The organism is Mucilaginibacter robiniae (assembly GCF_012849215.1).
Classification (GTDB): Bacteria; Bacteroidota; Bacteroidia; order Sphingobacteriales; family Sphingobacteriaceae; genus Mucilaginibacter; species Mucilaginibacter robiniae.
Genome location: NZ_CP051683.1, coordinates 24,250 through 44,814, shown reverse-complemented (window position 1 = coordinate 44,814; position 20,565 = coordinate 24,250). Strand labels below are relative to the sequence as shown.

General features: G+C 38.4%; 23 protein-coding genes. All 23 read left to right on the top strand.

Annotated elements, in window-relative coordinates; all coding sequences use genetic code 11:
• Positions 1 to 198: 198 nt before the first annotated feature.
• The 23 genes from HH214_RS21670 (at position 199) to HH214_RS21560 (ending at position 20,339) form a co-directional block, all read left to right on the top strand.
• Positions 199 to 786 (top strand): GNAT family N-acetyltransferase, encoded by a 588-nt coding sequence (locus HH214_RS21670; RefSeq protein WP_169611303.1) that lies wholly within the window; start codon positions 199 to 201, stop codon positions 784 to 786.
• Complete coding sequence (locus HH214_RS21665) at positions 783 to 1,724, top strand: helix-turn-helix transcriptional regulator (protein WP_169611302.1); 942 nt, start codon at positions 783 to 785, stop codon at positions 1,722 to 1,724. The genes HH214_RS21670 and HH214_RS21665 overlap by 4 nt, the downstream gene beginning before the upstream one ends.
• Positions 1,725 to 2,964: 1,240 nt before the next feature.
• Complete coding sequence (locus HH214_RS21660) at positions 2,965 to 3,396, top strand: plasmid mobilization protein (RefSeq protein WP_169611301.1); 432 nt, start codon at positions 2,965 to 2,967, stop codon at positions 3,394 to 3,396.
• Positions 3,365 to 4,879, top strand: coding sequence for a relaxase/mobilization nuclease domain-containing protein (locus tag HH214_RS21655; RefSeq protein ID WP_169611300.1), 1,515 nt, complete (start codon positions 3,365 to 3,367; stop codon positions 4,877 to 4,879). The genes HH214_RS21660 and HH214_RS21655 overlap by 32 nt, the downstream gene beginning before the upstream one ends.
• 11 nt (positions 4,880 to 4,890) lie before the next feature.
• The gene (locus tag HH214_RS21650; RefSeq protein ID WP_248282291.1) at positions 4,891 to 5,466 is read left to right on the top strand and encodes a ParA family protein; all 576 of its coding nucleotides are present in this window, start codon (positions 4,891 to 4,893) and stop codon (positions 5,464 to 5,466) included.
• A gap of 55 nt (positions 5,467 to 5,521) precedes the next feature.
• Positions 5,522 to 5,917, top strand: coding sequence for a hypothetical protein (locus tag HH214_RS21645; protein WP_169611299.1), 396 nt, complete (start codon positions 5,522 to 5,524; stop codon positions 5,915 to 5,917).
• Positions 5,918 to 5,919: 2 nt separating this feature from the next.
• The gene (locus HH214_RS21640; protein ID WP_169611298.1) at positions 5,920 to 6,300 is read left to right on the top strand and encodes a hypothetical protein; all 381 of its coding nucleotides are present in this window, start codon (positions 5,920 to 5,922) and stop codon (positions 6,298 to 6,300) included.
• 1 nt (position 6,301) lies between these two features.
• Positions 6,302 to 6,625, top strand: a complete 324-nt coding sequence (locus HH214_RS21635) for a DUF4134 family protein (RefSeq protein ID WP_169611297.1) — start codon at positions 6,302 to 6,304, stop codon at positions 6,623 to 6,625.
• 237 nt (positions 6,626 to 6,862) lie between these two features.
• Complete coding sequence (locus HH214_RS21630) at positions 6,863 to 7,171, top strand: DUF4134 domain-containing protein (RefSeq protein WP_248282292.1); 309 nt, start codon at positions 6,863 to 6,865, stop codon at positions 7,169 to 7,171.
• A complete protein-coding gene (locus HH214_RS21625; protein ID WP_169611295.1) occupies positions 7,171 to 7,503 on the top strand; it encodes a DUF4133 domain-containing protein in 333 nt (110 codons plus the stop codon). Before HH214_RS21630 ends, HH214_RS21625 begins: the two co-directional genes overlap by 1 nt.
• Positions 7,455 to 10,295, top strand: a complete 2,841-nt coding sequence (locus HH214_RS21620; protein WP_169611294.1) for a TraG family conjugative transposon ATPase — start codon at positions 7,455 to 7,457, stop codon at positions 10,293 to 10,295. Before HH214_RS21625 ends, HH214_RS21620 begins: the two co-directional genes overlap by 49 nt.
• Positions 10,296 to 10,305: 10 nt before the next feature.
• Positions 10,306 to 10,974, top strand: a complete 669-nt coding sequence (locus HH214_RS21615; RefSeq protein WP_248282290.1) for a hypothetical protein — start codon at positions 10,306 to 10,308, stop codon at positions 10,972 to 10,974.
• A 6-nt stretch (positions 10,975 to 10,980) separates the two neighbouring features.
• Complete coding sequence (locus HH214_RS21610; RefSeq protein WP_169611293.1) at positions 10,981 to 11,631, top strand: hypothetical protein; 651 nt, start codon at positions 10,981 to 10,983, stop codon at positions 11,629 to 11,631.
• Positions 11,628 to 12,290, top strand: coding sequence for a hypothetical protein (locus tag HH214_RS21605; protein ID WP_169611292.1), 663 nt, complete (start codon positions 11,628 to 11,630; stop codon positions 12,288 to 12,290). Before HH214_RS21610 ends, HH214_RS21605 begins: the two co-directional genes overlap by 4 nt.
• A gap of 6 nt (positions 12,291 to 12,296) precedes the next feature.
• Complete coding sequence (locus tag HH214_RS21600) at positions 12,297 to 13,091, top strand: hypothetical protein (RefSeq protein WP_169611291.1); 795 nt, start codon at positions 12,297 to 12,299, stop codon at positions 13,089 to 13,091.
• Complete coding sequence (locus tag HH214_RS21595) at positions 13,088 to 14,251, top strand: plasmid transfer protein (RefSeq protein WP_169611290.1); 1,164 nt, start codon at positions 13,088 to 13,090, stop codon at positions 14,249 to 14,251. The genes HH214_RS21600 and HH214_RS21595 overlap by 4 nt, the downstream gene beginning before the upstream one ends.
• A gap of 69 nt (positions 14,252 to 14,320) precedes the next feature.
• Entirely contained in the window at positions 14,321 to 14,935 is a 615-nt protein-coding gene (traK, locus tag HH214_RS21590; protein WP_169611289.1) for a conjugative transposon protein TraK, read from the top strand.
• Positions 14,913 to 15,356: a hypothetical protein gene (locus tag HH214_RS21585; RefSeq protein ID WP_169611288.1), complete on the top strand. Its 444-nt coding sequence runs from the start codon at positions 14,913 to 14,915 to the stop codon at positions 15,354 to 15,356. The genes traK and HH214_RS21585 overlap by 23 nt, the downstream gene beginning before the upstream one ends.
• A complete protein-coding gene (gene traM, locus HH214_RS21580) occupies positions 15,356 to 16,609 on the top strand; it encodes a conjugative transposon protein TraM (protein ID WP_169611287.1) in 1,254 nt (417 codons plus the stop codon). Before HH214_RS21585 ends, traM begins: the two co-directional genes overlap by 1 nt.
• An 8-nt stretch (positions 16,610 to 16,617) precedes the next feature.
• Positions 16,618 to 17,466 carry a conjugative transposon protein TraN gene (gene traN / locus HH214_RS21575; protein ID WP_169611286.1) on the top strand — a complete coding sequence of 283 codons (849 nt, stop codon included), beginning with the start codon at positions 16,618 to 16,620 and terminating at the stop codon, positions 17,464 to 17,466.
• Positions 17,466 to 17,936: a hypothetical protein gene (locus HH214_RS21570; RefSeq protein WP_169611285.1), complete on the top strand. Its 471-nt coding sequence runs from the start codon at positions 17,466 to 17,468 to the stop codon at positions 17,934 to 17,936. The genes traN and HH214_RS21570 overlap by 1 nt, the downstream gene beginning before the upstream one ends.
• A gap of 5 nt (positions 17,937 to 17,941) precedes the next feature.
• Positions 17,942 to 18,280, top strand: a complete 339-nt coding sequence (locus HH214_RS21565; RefSeq protein ID WP_169611284.1) for a hypothetical protein — start codon at positions 17,942 to 17,944, stop codon at positions 18,278 to 18,280.
• A gap of 67 nt (positions 18,281 to 18,347) precedes the next feature.
• A complete protein-coding gene (locus HH214_RS21560) occupies positions 18,348 to 20,339 on the top strand; it encodes a type IV secretion system DNA-binding domain-containing protein (protein ID WP_169611283.1) in 1,992 nt (663 codons plus the stop codon).
• The last annotated feature ends 226 nt before the right edge of the window (positions 20,340 to 20,565 follow it).

Sequence of the window (20,565 nt, the reverse complement as noted above, 5' to 3'; positions counted from 1 at the left end):
TTTAATTATAGCAAATCTGTAATTGGGAGGTTGATTTTTGTGTTTTGCTTTATTTCCTCGTCAGAGAATTGTAAACAGCATGTAAAGATATAAAAGTATGGCTTTTAATATTTATTACGAGCGAGGATATGTCGAAACAAATTTTCGCGTTTCAACATATAAATAATATTTAACTGTTACTTCAAAAAACTTTTACCTATGATTAAAGCCGGAAAAGCCGATAAGCCGTTAATAATTGATATTCTTTCTAACTCCTTTGAGGATAACCAAAGCGTAAATTATATAGTAAAGCAGGATAGTAAGAGAAAAGAACGTATCCGGGCATTGATGGATTACTCATTTGAAATCTGCTATATGTTTGGTGCAGTTTACCTTACTAATGATAGAAAAGGTTGTGCCTTGGTATTGTATCCAGATAAAAAGAAATTTTCCTTATTATCTACCTGGTTGGATATTAAGCTTGTTTTGAACGCTATTGGTTTAAGTCGAGCAGGAAAGGCCATGAGCAGGGAGAGTGCTATTAAAAAAAACTATCCTAAAGAGCATATTTACTATTTGTGGTTCCTTGGCGTTGTTCCTTCTGATCAAGATAAAGGGATAGGAACCCAATTGCTAAAGGAGGTTATCAAAGATAGCCAAGATCAACAACGCCCAGTATATTTAGAAACATCCACTTTAAAAAACATCCCTTGGTACGAGAAAATCGGGTTCAAAATTTATAGTGAATTGGATTTTGGCTACAAGCTTTTCATGCTTAAACGGGATAGAGAGATACCTATTCTATGAAAGTATTTAATACAGACATGGAACTCGTCACTTTTATCTTCTTGATTTTTGAGACGATAATGTTCCTGTTTCAACTACTAATTTATTTGCAGAGGCCAGGAGAGAAGAAAAGGTTATATTATCTAATCCTGTTATCACTTTTTATCTTTTATAATGTTTGCGGGGGGCTATTTCCCGACCCCACCTTTCAAGGAGTACCTTTACACATGCAAAACTTGCTTGCATGGGGTAGCGGTTTTCTATTAGCCTGTTACATGCCCTTTTACTTTTACAAAGCTTTTAATTTGCAAAGGTTACGATTTCATGCTGTTTATGGGGTGTGGCTTTTTTTATTTGCGCCCTTTGTGGTTTTTTTTGGTATCGAATACATGATATCAGGAAATATCGATAGAGTAGTAAAGCATGCAGTAATCATCCCCTGCATTTATGCAGTTATCTGCATAAATGCAATGTATCGTTCTATTAAACAAAAGCAACTGGAAGATAATACGTCCCGCAAGGAAATGTACCTAAACTTGTTAGCTATAGCTCCCTGGGTTTCTATGCCTATCCTATCTTATTTTCGCGTAAGCCAATTACCAGAGGTTTTAGTTATGAATGGCGGTTTCCTCTTTATTACCGGACTGTTTATCTGGGAAGCTATCAAACAGTCAAGGGAAGAGGCGAAGCAATTAGAATCTCTTTTACTGGCCGTAAAAGAAGACGGGCATTCCGATGCATTTATAGATAACTGCAAGCGTTTCAATTTAAGCCCTCGAGAGGTTGAAGTTGCAGCATTAATTACTGACGGTCTTAAATATAAGGAAATTGCCGATAAGCTATTTATTCAAGAACGAACAGTAACTACCCATGTACAAAAAATGTTCACCAAAACGGGGGCAAGAAACAAGGTTGAATTAATCAGAACTTTAAAAGGCGAAATTCATATATCCCGATAGTTGAATATGCGTATAGATGGATAGTCATTTATACGTATATTTAATTAAGCATTGTAAATCAGTTTCTTACATCATACTACGTAGTTCTACGTAGTACCTAAAATAGTACTTTTTCATACGTTGAATCGTACTTTTAGCGTATTTACATCCACTCCATGAAGCCCCATCTTTGTTTTAACCTATTTAATTGAAAAGCAAAAATGGAGCCTTACCTTTCAGTGATAGCAGTTATCGCATACTACTTGCTTGCTGCTACTCTTGTTCTACTGAAAGGTAAAAAAGCCTCAAAAAGAAGGCGAAAGCCATAATCTCCCATCTGATTTTCAAAATAGCGTTAACAGTTACAACAGATAATTTTATTTTATTGGTTAACAGTTAGTTAAAATAAAATAATATAGCAAATTGAATCAATCTGCTTACAAAATATAGCAAAGCTATATATTTGTATATCCGAATAGGCAAATAGTTAACTATTTCTAATTCGAAATCTTGATCTTTGACATTGGGGGAAGAAGCGTTTTCGGTGCGGAGCCGAGAATTATGATGCAGTTAAACTCACTCTAATATTCATTCGAGAAATGAATCAGATTGTTTTTTAATGAACCATAGGCAGCCAGTTTTGGCAGGTATGTAGATACCTACGTGAGTATTCCCGAATTACTATATACAGGCAGCGTTAATGAGTTAACATAAGGCTTCAAATGCCACTGCCTGTACTACCAAAAATTTCCAAATACCTTTATACTTTTCTTTTTGCCGATACTACCGACGGCCAATCCTAAACACAATTAATTACCTTAACTAAAGTGCCTGCAGGCGAATAGTTACCTATCTCTATAGCCGGATATATGTATATCCAAATATTGGAATATTTAACTTTTTGAAATTTCAGAAAGTACCATATGTAGATAAGCGAATAGTTATATAGTTGAATATTTGGCTATCTAAATAGCTGTCTATCTGTATATCTGACTATTTCATCAATCAGGGTATGTGCTTCGCATAGGCAATTATTTATTTATACCTATATCATACTGGGATTTAGGTGTATTCAATGCCCAATCGTAAATGTTGAGTTTGTTAATGCAAGTTGTGTTTTTGTGTATCGTAAACCCTCCGGGATTTACGACCCACCAAACGAACTTGCCTATCATTAAAATCCATTCGTACCTCATAAATTTTAAAAATAGGGGTAGAGAAAAATTCGCGACTCATTTTTCTGAAACCAAAATACAAGCCTATGAACAGAAACAAAGGGGGGCGACCAGTTAAACACCAAGGCCAAAAGATTAAACAGGCCCACCTTCGGTTGACCGAAGAACAGCATAAAACACTTGCTAAAATTGAAAAGGAAACAGGAATAAACCGTACTGACCTTTTTATTAAGCGTGTGTTGGAAGACCAAAGCTTTTTAATAACCAAAGATGTAGTTATCACCCTTTCAGAACTGGGTGGCGCTTTAGGAAAAGTGGGTAATAACATTAACCAGTTAGCTAAACACGCAAATACGGTTAGCAAAAATAATACTCTATCGCCTAAAATTTTTGAGGAACATAGTAAGCTAATGACAGAGTATCTGGACTTTCAAGCAGAAATTCATAAGGTTTTGAGACAGATGTATAGGGTAATGAAGAAGCCAAATGATAGTAAAAATTCTAAACAGCAGCAGTAAATTTAATGGGGTAAGCTACAATACTAAGAAAACTGATAAAGACCTGGGAGAGCTGATGAAGGTGAAAAATTTCGGCTACCTGCAAGCGGTCACAAATGTATTGCCGGAGGAGTATAAGAACTACCTTATATTTCATTCATCAACTAATTCAAAAGTTAAAGATCAACAATTCCATGCTGTTATTACCTGTAAAGGCAGGGAATATGATAAGCATCAACTAACAGGATTTGCAGATGCCTTTTTAAAGGAAATGGGCTATGGCGATAACCCTTACTTAATCGTTTTTCATAAAGATACCAATAACAACCATGTTCATTTAGTAAGCAGTCGCATTGATAGTGAGGGCAAGAAAATATCCGATGCTTTTGAGTATAAGCGTGCCTATGCAGCAGTGCAAAAGATTTTACAAAATGATATTAAGCTGTCAACCGATAAGTTGATTAATCGTGCTTTCGATTATAGTATTTCGACCGTAGCCCAGTTCAAGTTACTGTTTGAGCAGCAGGGATATATTGTTACCCATGACGATAAAGAAATAGCCTTAAGGAAGTTTGACGATATCCAGCAACGCATTTCTATTGACAAGATCAACGAGCGAATAACACTAAGCGTAAAAGACGAAAGCCGAATCAGGCAATTGAAGGCGATATTTGAAAAATATAGTTCGTTAGCCGACCCTTCCTTAAAGGTAATTTATGAACCCACCAAATATAAGGATGATAAAAAGCCCATAGGGTACACTTCTGATTTGGTTCAGGGTCTAAAGCAAAAATTTGGAATCGATATAGTTTTTCATGGAAAAAAGGGTTTACCACCTTATGGCTATAGCATCATAGATCATAACAGCAAAGCTGTTTTTAAGGGAAGTGATATAATGCCGTTAAAGTTATTTCTCGACCATTCCCGGTACCGCAAGCAACCTCAATCTTCCATAGGTAATTTAGAAATTAAGGTTGACGGATTTAAGGAAAAAGAAGCTTCTCAAAAAATCTTTCGCCAAGGAATGGCAAATATTTCATTTAATACCATTTCCCAGGAGAGGTTAGCATTGATAAGCATTCTATTAAAATCAGCACTTCATGAATTTAATTCGGTTGGAGAGGGGTTGAGCAGACACCACATTGAAGCTCATGTATCTGATAAAAGCCTATTCATATTAGATAAAAAAACCGGATTTATGATTGATGCTGAAAGGGTACTTAATCAAACAGACTTGAATTTATTGGCAAAGCATTCAGGTTTAGAATTACCGCAAAAAGAAAAAGTTATTCCCTTTTCAGAGCAGACCGAAATTGATGTTCAGCAATCGAAAAATGAACCGAACGAACGTAGCGCAGCGGTTGCCGAATTAAATTATGAAGAATCAGCCATTTTAGGCGCTATGCAAAATTTCGATTTGAGTATAGCTGACGATGTTGATGATGAACAAATCAACGGTAGGAATAGGCGCAGAGTGAGGAAAGCAAGAATTAACACAAGATAAACGAAACCCATATGATTATACTATTCGCAAATCAAAAAGGCGGTGTAGGTAAATCTACCCTTGCCGTTTTATTCGCCAACTACCTTTCGTTAGTTCAGAATAAAGAGGTTGTCATATTTGATATGGATAACCAAAGGTCAATTTACAATAAGGTTCAGGCATCAAAGGTATTAGAGAACAATCCGCTGTATGAGGTTGAAGCAGCAGAAATGGAGCAGTTCAGTACCATCAAGGAAATTGTAAAGGAAAAAGAAGGATTGATCACAATTTTAGATGTAGCAGGGAATATCGAAAATGATACACTTATACCAATTTTTCAGGGGGTAGATTTAATCATCTGCCCCTTTTCTTATGACGAATTTTCAGTTGGAGCTACTATTGATTTTTCCGAAGTAGTTAAGCAACTGAATGATCAAGCAAAAATTGTTTTTATACCGAATCGTATAAAAACAACAGTTAAGTACGAAACCCTGGAAAGCGTTAACAATGTGTTCTCAAACTTCGGTGCCATTACTAAGCCGTTACCCGAAAGGATAGATTTTCAGCGTATCTCTACTTTTGAAACTCCCCCAGTATCATTCAAGTAGTATCGCCAGTATTTGAGTTAATTTTTAATGAGTTCATCAATAAACATAATGGTATATGGAAGGCGGTATAAAAGAGATCACAGAAAAAATAAGAAGGGAGAGGGAAAGCAAGCTAAACGGAGGTGCTGCCGGAACAGTTGTTGACGGGGTGGCCGCAGAAGCAGCAAAAGAGCTATCACCGCCTGGTGTGTTAATCTCAAATGAGATTAGCGAAGGGCAGGACTTGTCAGGTTTGATACAGCAAATATCCTCTCTGAAAGTATCGGGTCAAACAAAAATGCTTATCAGGTTCGATGATAAACATATGGCTATTCTAAACAAGCTTAGTCCGGCTTTAAAGATTAACGTAGTTCAATTTATCAATTTCTTATTAGAAGACTTTTTTGAAACCCGACCTGATTTTAAAACACTAATTAAAAATTCGCTAAAAAATTCACTTAAGGAGATATAGATATGAGTTGGTCGAAATTTACAATAGTGCTTATAGCAGTTTATGCAGCCTATTATTTATTAATGGTACTTATGGACTTAATGAAAAGTAAAACAGTCACTGCAACCACCAGTGCAGGGGATGAACTTACTTTTAGTGAAGATGTGCAGACTACAGAAGTAGAGCACTTTGAAGAGTTAGTTCCTGTTCCCATTGAAATACCTGACGAGTTTGAAGAAGGCACCACTAACGCTGTTTGGGAGCGAGAGGATGAAGATACGGAGGAACTAAATATAATATCTCATAATATCAATACTTCAACCGGTGGCACAACTTCAATGTCGGAGGTCATAAAACTGGCCCAAAATAATACCATTGATTATAAACGTCAGATAGTTTTCTAACATGCGAAACCATAAAAAAATCTACTTTATAAGGGCTGCTATTCTAACAGCCCTTTTTTATTGCCTTGTTTTTCAAGTGAACGCGCAGCCCCCCGGTATTCAAGAATTTGGCGATGCTACAAGGATGGTCAAAAGTCAATACCATGCGTTAACATACACCGCTTCCATTCTTGGTGCAATATTCGGGTTAGTTGGTGGCTTAAGAGTTTACAATAATTGGCAATCGGGAAAGCATCATATTGATGCACAGGTAATGGGTTGGTTGGGAGCCTTTATTTTCTTACAACTAATTGCCGTTATCATGGGGGCGATGTATGGTGTTTAACTAAAATGCTATCAGATCAAAGCCGGAGCGGTCACCGATCAGGTCAGGCCAGGCGAATGATTGATAGCAAAATTCAAAACCGGTTCGAAGATCCGCAGCTCGTTTTGATAGCATTAAGGTTGGCTGCAGTCAACCAGGTTCAAATGATATGATAGTTAACCTATCAGTCTACTTCAAAATTCCACAAATCTTAAAATCTATAATTTTTTAATCCATTAATTTTTATCTGTTATGAAAATGTCAAACAAAGTGAAAAGCGCAGTTGCAATGGCAATCTTAGTAGCAATCTCTGGAACTCAAGCAATGGCACAAGATGGTGTTACTGGTATCAATGCTGCCAATACCTCTTTACGTCAATATGTTGACCCAGTTTCTACCCTTTGTCTTGCAATCGGTGCTGTTGTTGGTATCATTGGAGGTGTTCGCGTTTACATCAAATGGAACAGCGGAGATCAGGACATCAATAAAGAAATCATGGGTTGGGGCGGTTCTTGCCTTTTCCTGGTACTGGTAGGCGTTATAATCAAAGCATTCTTTGGTGTCTAATGGCTAAACAGTTCAACATTTATAAGGGGCTTCAAAAGCCCCTTATTTATCGTGGTTTTCAAGGAAAATTCATCGGTTGGGGTGTAGGTGCCCTCGTCATAAGTTTGGTTGCAGGTGGTGTAATCGGCAGCTTAACCAGTATGGCATACGGGGGATTTATTTGTGTTGCGGGTTTTGTTGGTGGATTGATTTTCACCGCGCAGCAACAAAAGAAAGGCTTACATTTTAAGACAAGGCATAGAGGTGTATTTAGGTTCCGTACTGATTTTAGAAAGTTGACAAGATGGCACAAAAACGCAAAACAGAGTTTACCTTACCGTACTTCGGAATAGAGGAAACCGGGAAGTATCCCACTATTTACAACCTGAAAGGGGATTATGGCGTTATATTCCAGCTTAACAATCCCGTTTTACAATATTCAGCAGACCCAAGCGCCTATGATACTTCACACCAATTATATGTGAATATTATTAAGATTTTAGGCGAGGGGTACGTAATCCAAAAACAAGATATCTTAACTAAAAAGATATATAACAAGTCCGATAGTACCGAGTACTTGCAAAAGAAGTACGACGAACATTTTAACGGCAGAGAATATACAGACCTCACTACATTTTTGGTAGTTACCCGAAAAGCAAAGCGAGGCACATTCTTTACTTATAATAACAAGCATTTTAAAGATTTTGAACAAAACATCGGTAAACTGGAAGACCTTTTAAAAAGGAATAATCTATTGCCCAAAATTCTTAGTGGTAATGAAATTGACCTGTATGTTAAGCGCATTCTTAGCATGAATTTCAGCACCAATCATGTTTCCCTGAATAATTTGCTCGCAACCGATGTTGAAATTAAGATGGGCGACCGAGCAGTACGCAGTGTTCCACTGATTGATATTGACAAGATTGATTTGCCGGAAAAAATTTCAACCCATGTCGAACGAAATGATAAAGATAGCCTAAAAGGTTTTCCACTCGATACTATGGGTTTCCTTTACAACGTCCCTGGGTACCAAACCATCATATATAATCAGGTAATTGATATACCTGCCCAAAATTTCACTCAAAGAAAATTGGAACTCAAAAGGAAAAGGCATTCAGGTATTCCAGACCCTGCTAATAATATGTGTGTTGAGGATATTGACGACCTAATGGTGGACATAGCCAGGGAAAACCAAATGCTTGTCTACTGTCATTTCAATTTTTTGGTTTGCGCCCCATTAGAAACCATTCAGCAAACCTGTAATTATATCGAAAGTTCATTGTTTGAGCAGCTTGGCATTATTCCGAATAAGAACGCTTACAATCAAATGGAACTGTTCAGGACTGCAATGCCCTGCAATACGGTTGAGTTAGACGAGTATGATCTTTTCCTTACAACCGCTGATGCTGCACTCTGCTTTTTTTTTAAGGAAGCCCTAAGTAAAGATGAATTGAGCGGCTTTCAAATTCGCTTTACTGATAGACAGGGCATACCCGTAGCTATTGACCCCGCAGATTTGCCAATGCAGACAAACAGGATAAACAACAGGAATAAGTTTGTTCTTGGCCCGAGCGGTTCGGGCAAATCCTTTTTTATGAACGCCTTAATTGAGCAGTATTGCATGTATAATAAGTCTCCTAATCCTAAATGGCAAATGGATGTTGTTATTGTCGATACTGGGCACTCTTATTCGGGTCTATGTTCCTATTATGGTGGTAAGTATATCACTTATTCGGAAGATAAGCCAATCACAATGAACCCTTTTGCGATCAGCGAAGGAGAATACAACATTGAGAAAAAAGACTTCTTAAAAACGCTTATCAGCTTGCTATGGAAAGGTGCGGAAGGGACGGTGAACCAGGTTGAGAGTGACGTAATTGCACAATGCATTTCCGCCTACTATAGCAACTTCTTTGGTAAGCCACTTTTTATTGATTTAACCGACGAACAAATTAATCAAATTCAATTCGAGGCAGAGCGTGAAGCTGCTGAAATTGATTTTACCGAACAAGCAAAAGCAGCCTTAGACCTAAATGCAATTGAACAAGAGGCAAAGGGTATAGCTGCCAATTTTCAGGGTTCAGACGACGAGAAAATCAGCTTTTATGAAAGGGAATATGAACGGATTTATAACCATTTGATAGGTAATGAAATTTTGTGTTTAAGGGAAGCAGAGACAGAAGAATTATATTATCAACTGTTGTCTGCCGCAAGGCAAGAAGCGAAAGAAGATTTTAAAAGAAAAAATGTTGTTGAACTAAGCTTTAACTCATTCTATGAGTATGCTTTGTACAAAATTCCCGAGATAAAGCAGCAAGAAAGGATACCCTTCGACATAGACGAGTTCCGGTTTGTGCTAAAGAAGTTCTATAAAGGCGGAGAGTTTGAAGCTATCCTGAATGAAGAAGCGGACAATTCCTTATTTACAGAACCTTTCGTTGTCTTCGAAATCGACAGTATTAAGGAGCATAAGATTTTATTCCCCATTGTAACCTTAATCATTATGGACGTATTTATTCAAAAAATGCGTTTCCGAACCCAACAGCGAAAAGCGCTAATTATTGAAGAAGCATGGAAGGCGATAGCATCCCCTTTAATGGCAAGTTACATTTTGTACCTGTACAAGACAGTAAGAAAATTTTGGGGTGAAGCCATAGTTGTAACCCAGGAACTGGGGGATATTATCGGTAATGCAGTGGTTAAGGATAGTATTATCAATAATTCGGATACTATCATGATGTTAGACCAATCCAAGTTCAAAGACAACTTTGATGAAATTGCTAAGTTGTTAGCGATCAATCAGCATGAGCGCAAAAAAATCCTAACTATTAACCAACTGGATAACCATGAGAACCGAGGCCGTTTTAAAGAGGTTTACATTCGACGTGGGGCTACGGGGGAAGTTTACGGAGTAGAGGTAGCGCTTGAACAATACTTAATTTATACCACTGAAAAGCCCGAAAAAACCGCAGTGGAATGTTACAGTCACTACTACGGCAGCTATGTACAAGGCATTGAACGCTTTGTGATTGACCTAAAGCGATCAGGTCTAAAGCTGCCCCAGTTTTTCAAGGAAGTCAACAGCAAACGCAAACCTCTTTATGCTGATGAAGAAGTCCAACGGGAATTATTATTAGTCGGTTAATCTCACCATTATGAAAATTAGACTTTTATTACTGTTTGGCTTTGGCATTATGTTAATGCGGAAGGCCGAAGCGCAAGTGTTATATATTGACCCTGCCGTATCCGCTACCCAGGCGGCACATTCAGCTATTATCAATTCTCAATTGAATGCTACAAAGGATAAATTAACATTGGTAGAACGGGGCCAGTTGGCCGTAACAGGCCAGTTAGGTATAGTAAATGATATGCAAGCGAAAATTTACAAAGGGTTATCGCAGGTATCTTCAATACTTACCAACCTTGCTGATGTTCAGGAGATATCAAGAATTACCATTGGTATGACTGATGACATAAATAAGGGGCTTGCTGTTGCTGCTAAAAACCCTATTTTATTAGTATTTGCCCAAGATCAGGCTAACTACTTCTACACAAGAGCCACGAAGTTAGCATTAGAGGTAAGTTCCTTTGCACTTAAAGGCGGTGGTGATAATCTTATGGACAGCGGAGAAAGAGCAAAACTGATACATAAGGTACTTACAGAAATGCTAATCCTAAGATCATTAACCTACGGAATGTACCGCGCTATGTACTATGCTCAAATGAGAGGGGTTTTGCGTTCATTAAATCCATTCCAAGGATATGTCAATATGGACGAGCAGATTATGAATGATATTCTCCGAAAACGTAAATATTTAAAGTAATGCGCTATGAAAAGATACCTATTAAGCTTGCTTGTAGCGGCATTTACCCTACAGGTTAAGGCGCAATTAAACGTGCCCCTACTTCATCAATTAGTAGATAACAGCAAATCTGAAAACAAACGCCAAATTGATGTAAAAAATGAGCAGCGCAATTCTACGGCTATGGAGGAAAGTAACAGGGGATTAATGCAGCAGGTCAAAACAAAGTACAGAACCCTTCAGGAAAGGTTTGCCAAAATGAGTATTGTATTTGATGCAGCCAATATAGGCATAAGCGCAACCCCTCTGGTAAGGGAGATCATTAAAGAGCAGCAACAAATCGTCACTTATGCACAAAGCGACCCAGTACTATTGCCTGTTGCAATGGACAGTGAGATAATATTTGTGCAACGCGCTAATTCACTTGTCAATTACTTGATTGGACTATGTGCTGTTATTGGTGACGTAAATCAAATGAAGGTAAGTGACAGAAGAATCCTTTTTGGTTTCATCATAGACGAATTAAAAACTATTTCCTATTTGTCAGGAGGGGTAGCAAGATCATTACAAGCTGCCGTATTAAAGAGCCGGGGAAATGACCCGTTTTCAGATTATATAAATAGGGAAATGGGCGTAGTTGACCAAATAATGAATAACGCAAAAATTCTCAAACAATGAAGCAGCTATTTACCCTCATAGTCCTTTTTCTTGTATTTAAGCAGGGCTACGCTCAAAGAGTGGTGTTTGACCCCGGCCATTTAGCCATTGTTAATTCCAATGGCGCTACTCGTCTTTCCGCAGAGTTGGCTTACCAGGCTTCGCTTGAACAAATAAGGAAGAATACGGATGATATCGCTGTTAATCTTACCAGTGTCACCTTAGTTCAAACAATGATACATCGTTCATTAACAGAGATCAATGAAGCTTTCAAAGATGCTATACAGGTAAAGCAAATGGGATATCTGATTAATGATATTTTCAGGTATAGCAGTGATGCTATGGAGTTGGCAAAAGGAAATCCCGAATTGCTGCTATTTGCAGAAGATGCTACCCAACAAATGAAGACCAGGGGGTTAAAGGTGGTAGCGGATGTATCAAACATAGTCCTACAGCAAAAAGAAAACGTCCTGATGAATTATAACGTTCGGGATGAACTTATGCGAAAGGTTATTACGGAACTTCAAATAATGAATGCCCTGATGTACACCATAAGGCAAAACATGTATTGGGCAAAAATGAGAGGCGTAATAAAAAGCATAAACCCCTACAGCCAGTACCTCGAGAAAGACTTCTCAATTGTCGATGATATTTTAAGAAAAAGACGTATGCTAAAATAATTGCCTATGAAAACGCTAACGATATTAATTCTCCTTATCACATTTAGTTTAACAGGCTTCGGCCAAATGGTTATAAGGGATGAAGCTAATATATACCAAGAAGAACGAATGGTATATAAGCAATGGGATAAAAATAAATTCAAACCTGAATTTAAATGGTACAATCCCGGCTCCTACTATGCCTATGCTCTAACCTGGTTATTGATGCCTGATTATAAAAATGGGCCGGATTTACGGCCACTTCGGGCAGGTGGGGAGCAAACACAGCGACTTGCCTTAGCAGCAGCTATGCAGGTTACTTCAAATTATTACAAAAAGGAAGCGGATACTTTACGAAATACCGCAATTACAGAATTAGCTAATTACTCTGGTGCCGTTTCCGGCTTAGACCCACTATATAATTTGTACTATAAAAAAGAGCTTGCCCCCTTGGATAACATAGAGGCTAACGCTTTTAAGAACGTTTCTGCCAATGTTATCAACTACATGGGAGAAAGCGGAGCTTATAACTGGTATTTAACTGAAATGAACAGCTTGAAGGAACGGTTTGATAATGCAAGGAAGGTCGATCTTGACCGGGGCCAGCGCATTTTACTTTACCATCGTATCCTGTTAGAATACCGAAAAATCAGCGGGAACTGGAAGTACAAGCTTTCGTCCGCACAAATGATGTTGGCTTATCAGGAGAAAATGAAGAATAAAAATACCAAAGGCAGTACCTACTTCAATGGAACTACCTCTAAGACAGATGATGAAATTATGAAGGATATTTTGAACAAACGCAAAGCGCTGACCCCATGAAAAAGAAGTTACGATTACTGTTTATCCTGATAGTCGGGGTATTCAATTGTTTAAGCGTTAATGCTCAAACGCCTGTTAATAGCGAACAATATAAAGATGCGGTCAGCTTTTTGCAAGGCAACGGAGTATACGACCGACCCGTTATGTCATTTTTTGAGGGCATGCGGGATTACGCTTTTGGCAACTTTGCAGCCTTCATATATGATGCGCAAGGTTTAGCTTGTATTTTCATGCTCATCTTCTTTTCCATTAAATCTTATGAAATGATGTCCGGAGATAAGCAGTTTGAAGTAATGCCCTTACTAAGACCCTTCGGGCTGATGATGGTCATTATGTGGTGGGGTGTTTTTTGCCGAGTAGTGGCTTATCCTACAGATTTAGTAGCTGCAAAGGCAGAGGGAATGTTTGGAGAACAGCAGGACGAGATTAACGCTATGCGTTTTGAACGCGCAGGGCTGATGATACAGGTTGGCGATCAGTTAATGACTTTTCAAGCGAAAACTGAAATAGCGGCAGACGAGGCCAAGGAAACCAATAAGGGAGTAGGTCAGCAAATAGTGGAAAGTGTCAAAGGCTTTTTTGCCGATAACATTTACAATCCAATAGTTGAAATGAAAATCCGTATGCAAACCAGTTTGCAGTTACTTTTAACTCAGGCGTTGGAGTTAATAGGGTTATGGATTTTGCGAATTTGTGTATACATCGTTTTTATGCTCCAAATCATTTATTCTACTGTACTGGTCATACTTGGCCCGTTTTCAGTAGCAGTTAGTGTACTACCTGCATTCAGGGATGCATTTTCTACATGGATAGCCCGCTTTGTTTCAGTTAATCTATATGTGGGTATTGCTTACTTAATCCTTTATATAGTGGGAATGCTTCAAAAGTATGCCATGCAAGTAGAGATTGAAAAATACAAAACGCTCCTGGGTAACAGTACCGATAGCATGGAAAAAATGGCTTGGTTTGCCGGAAACGGAATTTTGTCTTTTGGTCTTGTTATAGTTACCTTTTTGGTAGGTGCAATAGCTATCACTACTGTACCAAGTATCAGCACCTGGATTATTTCAACTTCGGGTATTACTTCCGCTGCCTCTACAGCCGCCCGTTCAGGTTCACAAGTTGGACGTATGGCATCCTCAGCGGTATTTAAAAGATAAACCTCATAATACACATCGAAAAGGGGGCTTGAAGAAATTCAAGCCCTTTTTATTTAAACCCATTTGAGTATGCTAATCAAAAACATTGAAAATAAAATAAAGCTTGCCCTTTTTGTTGCACTGGGCAGCTTTGTTACTTCGATAATCATTGTGATTATCGTTTCTGTTAGTTCCTATAGTCAAGTTGCAAAAGCAAGGGAGAGTATCTACATACTTGATAACAACGTCCCCATCCTTGCAAAGCAAACGAATATGCAGATGAACCGCCCTGCCGAGTATCGGGCACACGTTGACCTTTTTCACTCCATATTTTTTTCACTAACGCCTGATGATAAATATATAGAATATCAAATGAAACGGGCTATGTATCTAATTGATGAAAGTGGAGCCTTACAATACAATAATCTTAAGGAAAAGGGCTTTTTTAACTCTATCCTATCTTCCAGTTCCGTACTCACTCTCCAAACTGACAGCATTCAGCTTGATATGGTGAACAAGCGATTTATTTATTATGGAAAGCAGACCATTGATAGGCGTAGTTCAACGGTTACCCGTTCGCTTATCACTACCGGCAGCTTAAAGGATATACCACGCAGTGACAATAATCCGCATGGTGTCCTGATCACCAATTGGAAAACACTTGAAAATAAAGACTTAAGCAATGTTCAAAAAAATCAGTTCTAATGTTGACCCTGATGCAACAGTTGCAAAGGAGATACGAAAGGAGTTCGAGCCATATTTTAAAATGGCAGCACACACCCGAAACAGGTTAGTGAACACCTATCCAAAACAAATATTTATCGGTATGGTGGCTTTGATATTTATATCGGCCATAGTATGCTTTTTAATTTTTACGCCCAGTCACCGGCAAAAAGCCAATATGCCTGATTTCTTTAAAGGCACAGCAAACGTAACCGACCAAGTTACAGGTGGTGTCGGGCAGATAATTGACCTGGGAACCCAAATATCCGATTTAAACACTTTAAGAAAGCAGGTAGAACAGGTATTAAAGAAGCCCAAATTAACCCATGCTGATACAGTCTTTTTGGAAAAGGCTATTTCACAACTGGAACAGAGTAACAAAACCCTTAAAGCAAAGAAGTGATGAAAATAGATTTTAAAAAGCCCAAGTATGTTATTCCGATAATCTTACTGCCCTTTCTATTCATACTCTTTTACTCCTATAAATCCTTTAGTAAAGACGAAGAAAAGAAAGTGGAAAACAAGCCTGAACTGCAATCTAATGTTGCCAGTGTTTCTGACGATATCAAAAAAAAAGATTTAGGCAACAAGCTCGATGCTTTCAAAAACAAATATAAAAACGGTGATGGGTATACCGCAGTGGGAACACTGGATGAAGACCCAACCGCCAGCGCTCAATTGCAAGGGAATTATAATGACCAGGAAAAACGAACCCTTGATAGCATCGATGCTGCTTACAAAGCTAAATATGGTCAGCCAAACTATACGAATCAACGAGGTACTTATATGACTACAGCAAGAAGTTCCGGCCCTCAAAGTATGTCAGCTTACCAAAATCGCGGAAGCGGAAATTCAATGAGTAATGAAGATAGGGAACTTGCTAAAGCTTTATCCAATTTACAAGGAGGTGCTAATAACGGGAGAATGCAACCGAGCAGCAGGAACGCCAGCGGTAAGTATGATGATCCGATGGTTTTATTCAGAGAGCAAATGAAGCTCATTGACAGCGTTGGTAAAGCAAACGACCCCGATTTAAAAGCACAAAAGAAGAAAGACGATTTATTAAATAAAGTGGATAAGGAAGCCGCTAAAATGCCAAAGCTTGATGTTGCTAAAGCTTCTGATGTTGATGATGATTTTAATACGGTTCAAGTAGCAAAAAAGAATGATTTCATTAAAGCTATCATTGATCAGACGGTTACAGGTTACGCGGGTTCAAGGGTTCGTATCCGTTTATTGGAGGATATCAAGGCAGGTAGGCACTTGATTAAGAAAGGCACTTATATCTATGCGCTAATATCGGGTTTTGACCAACAAAGGGTTAAGCTTACTGTCACATCCGTAATGACAGATGATAAGATTTTGCCTGTCAAACTCGAAATATTTGACTTGGATGGAATGCAGGGGCTTTATGTTCCGGCATCCGCGTTCCGAGCCTTTACGAAAGAGGTTAGTGATTTAGGTTCAAGCATTCAAATGCAGCAAGACCCATCAAGCGCAAATCAGCTTTACATGAGCGCTCTATCTAAACTATTCACCTCAACATCTACTGCTATTTCAAAACTGATCAGACAAAATAAAGCAAAGTTGAAATACAGTACTTATGTGTACCTGATTGACCCGGACGAACTAAAACAACAACAGCAAAACTATTAAGCATAGCCATGAAAAAGACACTTATTTTTCTCTCAATGATAATTCTTTTAGCCCTTAACGGCTATTCGCAAGGAAAAATTAAAGATGGTACTTTACAGAAAAGTAAATTAGAGAAAATTTACATTACAGAAGGGGTATCATTACACTTTGTATCACCCGAGCCTATTCAATATGCTGATATTTCCACTAAAAGCATGAAAGGTGATTTGCCTGTAAAGAATGTTTTAAGGTTAAAATTCATACCTGATAGTGGAGGTCATTACGGTTTTGTAAACCGCAGCCTGGGCATCGTTACCATCGTTGGTGAAAAATTCATTGCACAATATGACATTTGGTATTCCCAAAACGAGGAAAGTGTTCAAACCCAAATTGAAATACTTCCTAAAAATACGAATCCTTTAAATGTTGCCACTATCCCACTGTCGCAAAATGACCTGCATGCCTATGCCTTGCAAGCTCTGAAAAAAAGCACAAAAACGCATGCGGTGCGCTCTGCTGCTTATGGGTTGGAGGCGCAGGTTAACAATATCTATACGGTTGATGATTATGTTTTCATCGACGTAAGTTATACTAATAGTACGAACCTTAAATATGATGTTGACGAGTTTCGTTTTAAAATTGATGATAAGCGCATTACGAAGGCCACCAACGTACAATCAGTCGAAGTGAAGCCTGTATTTCAGCTTTATGATAAAACGGCTTTTAAGCGACAATACAGGAACATATTTGCCTTTAAAAAATTCACCTTTCCTGATAATAAGGTTTTAGCTATTGAACTTACAGAAAAGCAAATTTCAGGTCGGGTAATTACCTTACAACTTGACTATTCCGATGTCCTCAACGCAGACACACTATAATGAAGAAGGCAGTATTGATTGCCTTTCTATTTATGGCAGCCATAAATGTTAAGGCGCAGAACGGATTGAAGTTTTTCAGCTTACGCGGTGGATGGGTAGCCAAGAATGCTTTTTCAGGAACATTGAGCTACGATTTTAACACAAGGTATTTTAATCAAAATGAGGTGTTTGCGGAATATTACCAAAACTACAAGCACCATGACTATAAAAGCATTATGGGTGGTTTTGTTCTTAAACCCGTAATGTTCAGAAACGGCAATACTGCTGTTAGGTATAGGTTCGGGGCAGGAATCGGCACAACTACCCGAAAGTTTGTTGCAGCCCCTCAGCTTGGATTTGAGTTTGCCCAAAGCATAGGCAGCGGGATAGACCTGCTGATTATAAACGGAAATCAATTTACTTTTTGGGGTGATGGTAAAGACCGATGGAGGGTTGGAATTGAAGCCGGTATAAGAATCCCGTTAAATTAATCGTCATGGAAAACATTAATGAACAGCGATCTATTGTCAGGTTGCCACAACTGGGGCTAATTGCTATAGGCGTATCCTTAGTAATCATTACCCTGATTGCAGAGCCATATTTGTTAAATGTCAACGTAGTGATTTTCTCAATAGCGTTCGGCCTCTTATTGGTGGAAGGTACTTTGCTTTCGATCATATACCGTTCCTTAATATCGAAAAAGGAAAAGCTAAAACACTGGTCAAAGAAGAATTTAACTGTTGCCACGATTGTAACTATTGCAGCTTTCCTATGGACACTGATGCTTTTTGAAATCTGTAAAGTTGTGTTATACAATCTCAATCACAAGCCGTAAAAAGCGGTATTCAGGTAAAGGGTGGTAAGCAATTGCCGCCCTTTTTTATATCTCAAATTTTATAAAAATGGAAGAAAAGAAGGAATTACAGAAGCTTCATGGTATGCTACAGTTTGCGGTGTACCTACTGGTTTTTCTCGAGATCGTTGTTTTTGTTTATGCAGATAGGGTGTTCATTTCCGGTAAGTATGGTAACGGGTTTGCCCATTTGTTCGAGAGAATAACCCATTTAGCTATTTATAAAAACATCTTTTACAGCAAGTTTACCACCCTAATCATTATCTGTTTAGTATCCATTGGTACGCTAAGTAAAAAGAAACTCGACTTAGACCCGAAGAAACATATTGCTTATCCGTTGTGCTTTGGTCTACTATTGTTTTTTGGCAGCATATGGTTTCTCCATCAACAGGGGAAGGATGTGTTTCCTTATACCTCGTGGTACAGCATCGGATTTTGTATTGCTTCATTAGTGGGAGCGGTTTTTATCCATACTTCAATGGATAACGTTTCTAAAATCATTCACAGCGGATTTGGTAAGGATGAATGGAACATTGAGGGTGAAAGCTTTATGCAGCCCATAAAGCCAGATATAACCCCATATTCCGTAAATATACCGATGCAGTTTTACTATAAAAAGAAAGTGCATAACGGATTTATCAATGTGGTTAATCCATTTAGAGGAACAATTCTAATAGGAACCCCAGGTTCAGGTAAATCTTTTGGCGTTGTGAATCCTTTTATCCGACAGATGATTGACAAAGGCTATACCATGTGCCTTTACGATTTTAAGTTTCCCGATTTAGGGCAGATAGCCTATTATCATTATCTTTTGGCTAAACAACATGGGAAGTCAAGGGACTACCAATTTAATGTAATTAACTTAGATCAGGTCGAAAAAAGCCGTAGAATCAACCCATTACGCGCGGACTATATTGCAACCTTGGCTGATGCTTCCGAAACGGCAGAGGCCATTGTAGAAAGCTTGCAGAAAAGCGATAGTAACGGAGGCAGTGAAAAGTTTTTTACCCAATCCGCAGTCAACTTTTTGGCATCCTGCATCTATTTTGTTTCCAGGCATGAAGGTGGTAAATATTCGACATTTGCACATCTGCTTGCGTTCCTGAACAGGACGTATGAAGAAATATTTACTTGCTTAAACACATACCCGGTACTGGAAAGCTTGTTATCCCCTTTTGCATCGGCTTTGCAAAAAAAAGCATACGATCAGTTGGAGGGCCAAATTGGTACTTTGAAAATCTTTATCTCGAGGCTGAACACAGAGGAAACCGCTTGGGTATTTTCAGGTGACGATTTCAATTTGAAGATTAGCGACCCTCAAAGTCCTTCGTTACTGATATTAGCGAATAGCCCAGCAACCCAAAATATCAATTCAACCTGTTATTCAGTAGTTGTAAACCGTCTTACAAGATTGATAAATACCAAGGGAAATTTACCGACTGCCATAATTGCGGATGAAGCACCAACACTGTTTATTCATAAAGTCGAAAATTTGATTTCTACGGCACGTAGTAATAAGGTGGCCGTTTTGTTGGGTTTACAAGAATTACCGCAATTAAAGCAGTTACAGGGTAAGGATACGGCTACAACTATGACCGCCGTTATTGGAAACGTTATATCGGGTTCAGTACGGAATAAAGAAACGTTAGAATGGTTAGAGCGCCTATTTGGTAAGAAGAAGCAGATAGGCGAAGGCTTAAGCATTGACCGTTCAAAAACGTCGGTATCCCTTAATGAGAAATATGAGCCATTGATACCTGCCGGAAAGATTGCCCAATTAGGCACTGGTGAATTAGTTGGATTACTTGCAGCAGATGTAAGTAGTGATTATAATGGAAAATATACTACATCAAATATTCATTGCAAAGTTAATCTCAATCTGGACGAAATTAAGAGGGAAGAAAAGAACTACAGGGAGTTGCCCACTTTTTATGATTTTAAAGGTAAAAAAGCGCAAACCTTGAATGCCAATTTTCTTAAAATCCGAAAAGAGGTAGACGGTATTATTGAACATTATGCCAATCTTTTGCTATCACATTAAACTTGGAGCATCCACCGATCAGGCCAGACGAATTACTGATAGCAAAATTTCGTGCCGGCAAAAAGATCCTCAGCTGCTTTTGATAGCAAATTAAAAATTAGCAGATCTTCCGGAAATTAATTAATGATAGTATTCCGGTTCTCTGCAGCCAACCAAGTACCGCAAAAGTGATAGTAATTTTTGTTGGCCGACCGGTTGATCACTCACCTTTTTGATAGTAATGGTT

What these genes read in the sequence shown, in the direction of transcription:
- HH214_RS21670 (WP_169611303.1), top strand. Translation starts at nt 199, where the DNA reads ATGATTAAAGCCGGAAAAGCCGATAAGCCGTTAATAATTGATATTCTT.
- HH214_RS21665 (WP_169611302.1), top strand. Translation starts at nt 783, where the DNA reads ATGAAAGTATTTAATACAGACATGGAACTCGTCACTTTTATCTTCTTG.
- HH214_RS21660 (WP_169611301.1), top strand. Translation starts at nt 2,965, where the DNA reads ATGAACAGAAACAAAGGGGGGCGACCAGTTAAACACCAAGGCCAAAAG.
- HH214_RS21655 (WP_169611300.1), top strand. Translation starts at nt 3,365, where the DNA reads ATGATAGTAAAAATTCTAAACAGCAGCAGTAAATTTAATGGGGTAAGC.
- HH214_RS21650 (WP_248282291.1), top strand. Translation starts at nt 4,891, where the DNA reads ATGATTATACTATTCGCAAATCAAAAAGGCGGTGTAGGTAAATCTACC.
- HH214_RS21645 (WP_169611299.1), top strand. Translation starts at nt 5,522, where the DNA reads ATGGAAGGCGGTATAAAAGAGATCACAGAAAAAATAAGAAGGGAGAGG.
- HH214_RS21640 (WP_169611298.1), top strand. Translation starts at nt 5,920, where the DNA reads ATGAGTTGGTCGAAATTTACAATAGTGCTTATAGCAGTTTATGCAGCC.
- HH214_RS21635 (WP_169611297.1), top strand. Translation starts at nt 6,302, where the DNA reads ATGCGAAACCATAAAAAAATCTACTTTATAAGGGCTGCTATTCTAACA.
- HH214_RS21630 (WP_248282292.1), top strand. Translation starts at nt 6,863, where the DNA reads ATGTCAAACAAAGTGAAAAGCGCAGTTGCAATGGCAATCTTAGTAGCA.
- HH214_RS21625 (WP_169611295.1), top strand. Translation starts at nt 7,171, where the DNA reads ATGGCTAAACAGTTCAACATTTATAAGGGGCTTCAAAAGCCCCTTATT.
- HH214_RS21620 (WP_169611294.1), top strand. Translation starts at nt 7,455, where the DNA reads ATGGCACAAAAACGCAAAACAGAGTTTACCTTACCGTACTTCGGAATA.
- HH214_RS21615 (WP_248282290.1), top strand. Translation starts at nt 10,306, where the DNA reads ATGAAAATTAGACTTTTATTACTGTTTGGCTTTGGCATTATGTTAATG.
- HH214_RS21610 (WP_169611293.1), top strand. Translation starts at nt 10,981, where the DNA reads ATGAAAAGATACCTATTAAGCTTGCTTGTAGCGGCATTTACCCTACAG.
- HH214_RS21605 (WP_169611292.1), top strand. Translation starts at nt 11,628, where the DNA reads ATGAAGCAGCTATTTACCCTCATAGTCCTTTTTCTTGTATTTAAGCAG.
- HH214_RS21600 (WP_169611291.1), top strand. Translation starts at nt 12,297, where the DNA reads ATGAAAACGCTAACGATATTAATTCTCCTTATCACATTTAGTTTAACA.
- HH214_RS21595 (WP_169611290.1), top strand. Translation starts at nt 13,088, where the DNA reads ATGAAAAAGAAGTTACGATTACTGTTTATCCTGATAGTCGGGGTATTC.
- traK (WP_169611289.1), top strand. Translation starts at nt 14,321, where the DNA reads ATGCTAATCAAAAACATTGAAAATAAAATAAAGCTTGCCCTTTTTGTT.
- HH214_RS21585 (WP_169611288.1), top strand. Translation starts at nt 14,913, where the DNA reads ATGTTCAAAAAAATCAGTTCTAATGTTGACCCTGATGCAACAGTTGCA.
- traM (WP_169611287.1), top strand. Translation starts at nt 15,356, where the DNA reads ATGAAAATAGATTTTAAAAAGCCCAAGTATGTTATTCCGATAATCTTA.
- traN (WP_169611286.1), top strand. Translation starts at nt 16,618, where the DNA reads ATGAAAAAGACACTTATTTTTCTCTCAATGATAATTCTTTTAGCCCTT.
- HH214_RS21570 (WP_169611285.1), top strand. Translation starts at nt 17,466, where the DNA reads ATGAAGAAGGCAGTATTGATTGCCTTTCTATTTATGGCAGCCATAAAT.
- HH214_RS21565 (WP_169611284.1), top strand. Translation starts at nt 17,942, where the DNA reads ATGGAAAACATTAATGAACAGCGATCTATTGTCAGGTTGCCACAACTG.
- HH214_RS21560 (WP_169611283.1), top strand. Translation starts at nt 18,348, where the DNA reads ATGGAAGAAAAGAAGGAATTACAGAAGCTTCATGGTATGCTACAGTTT.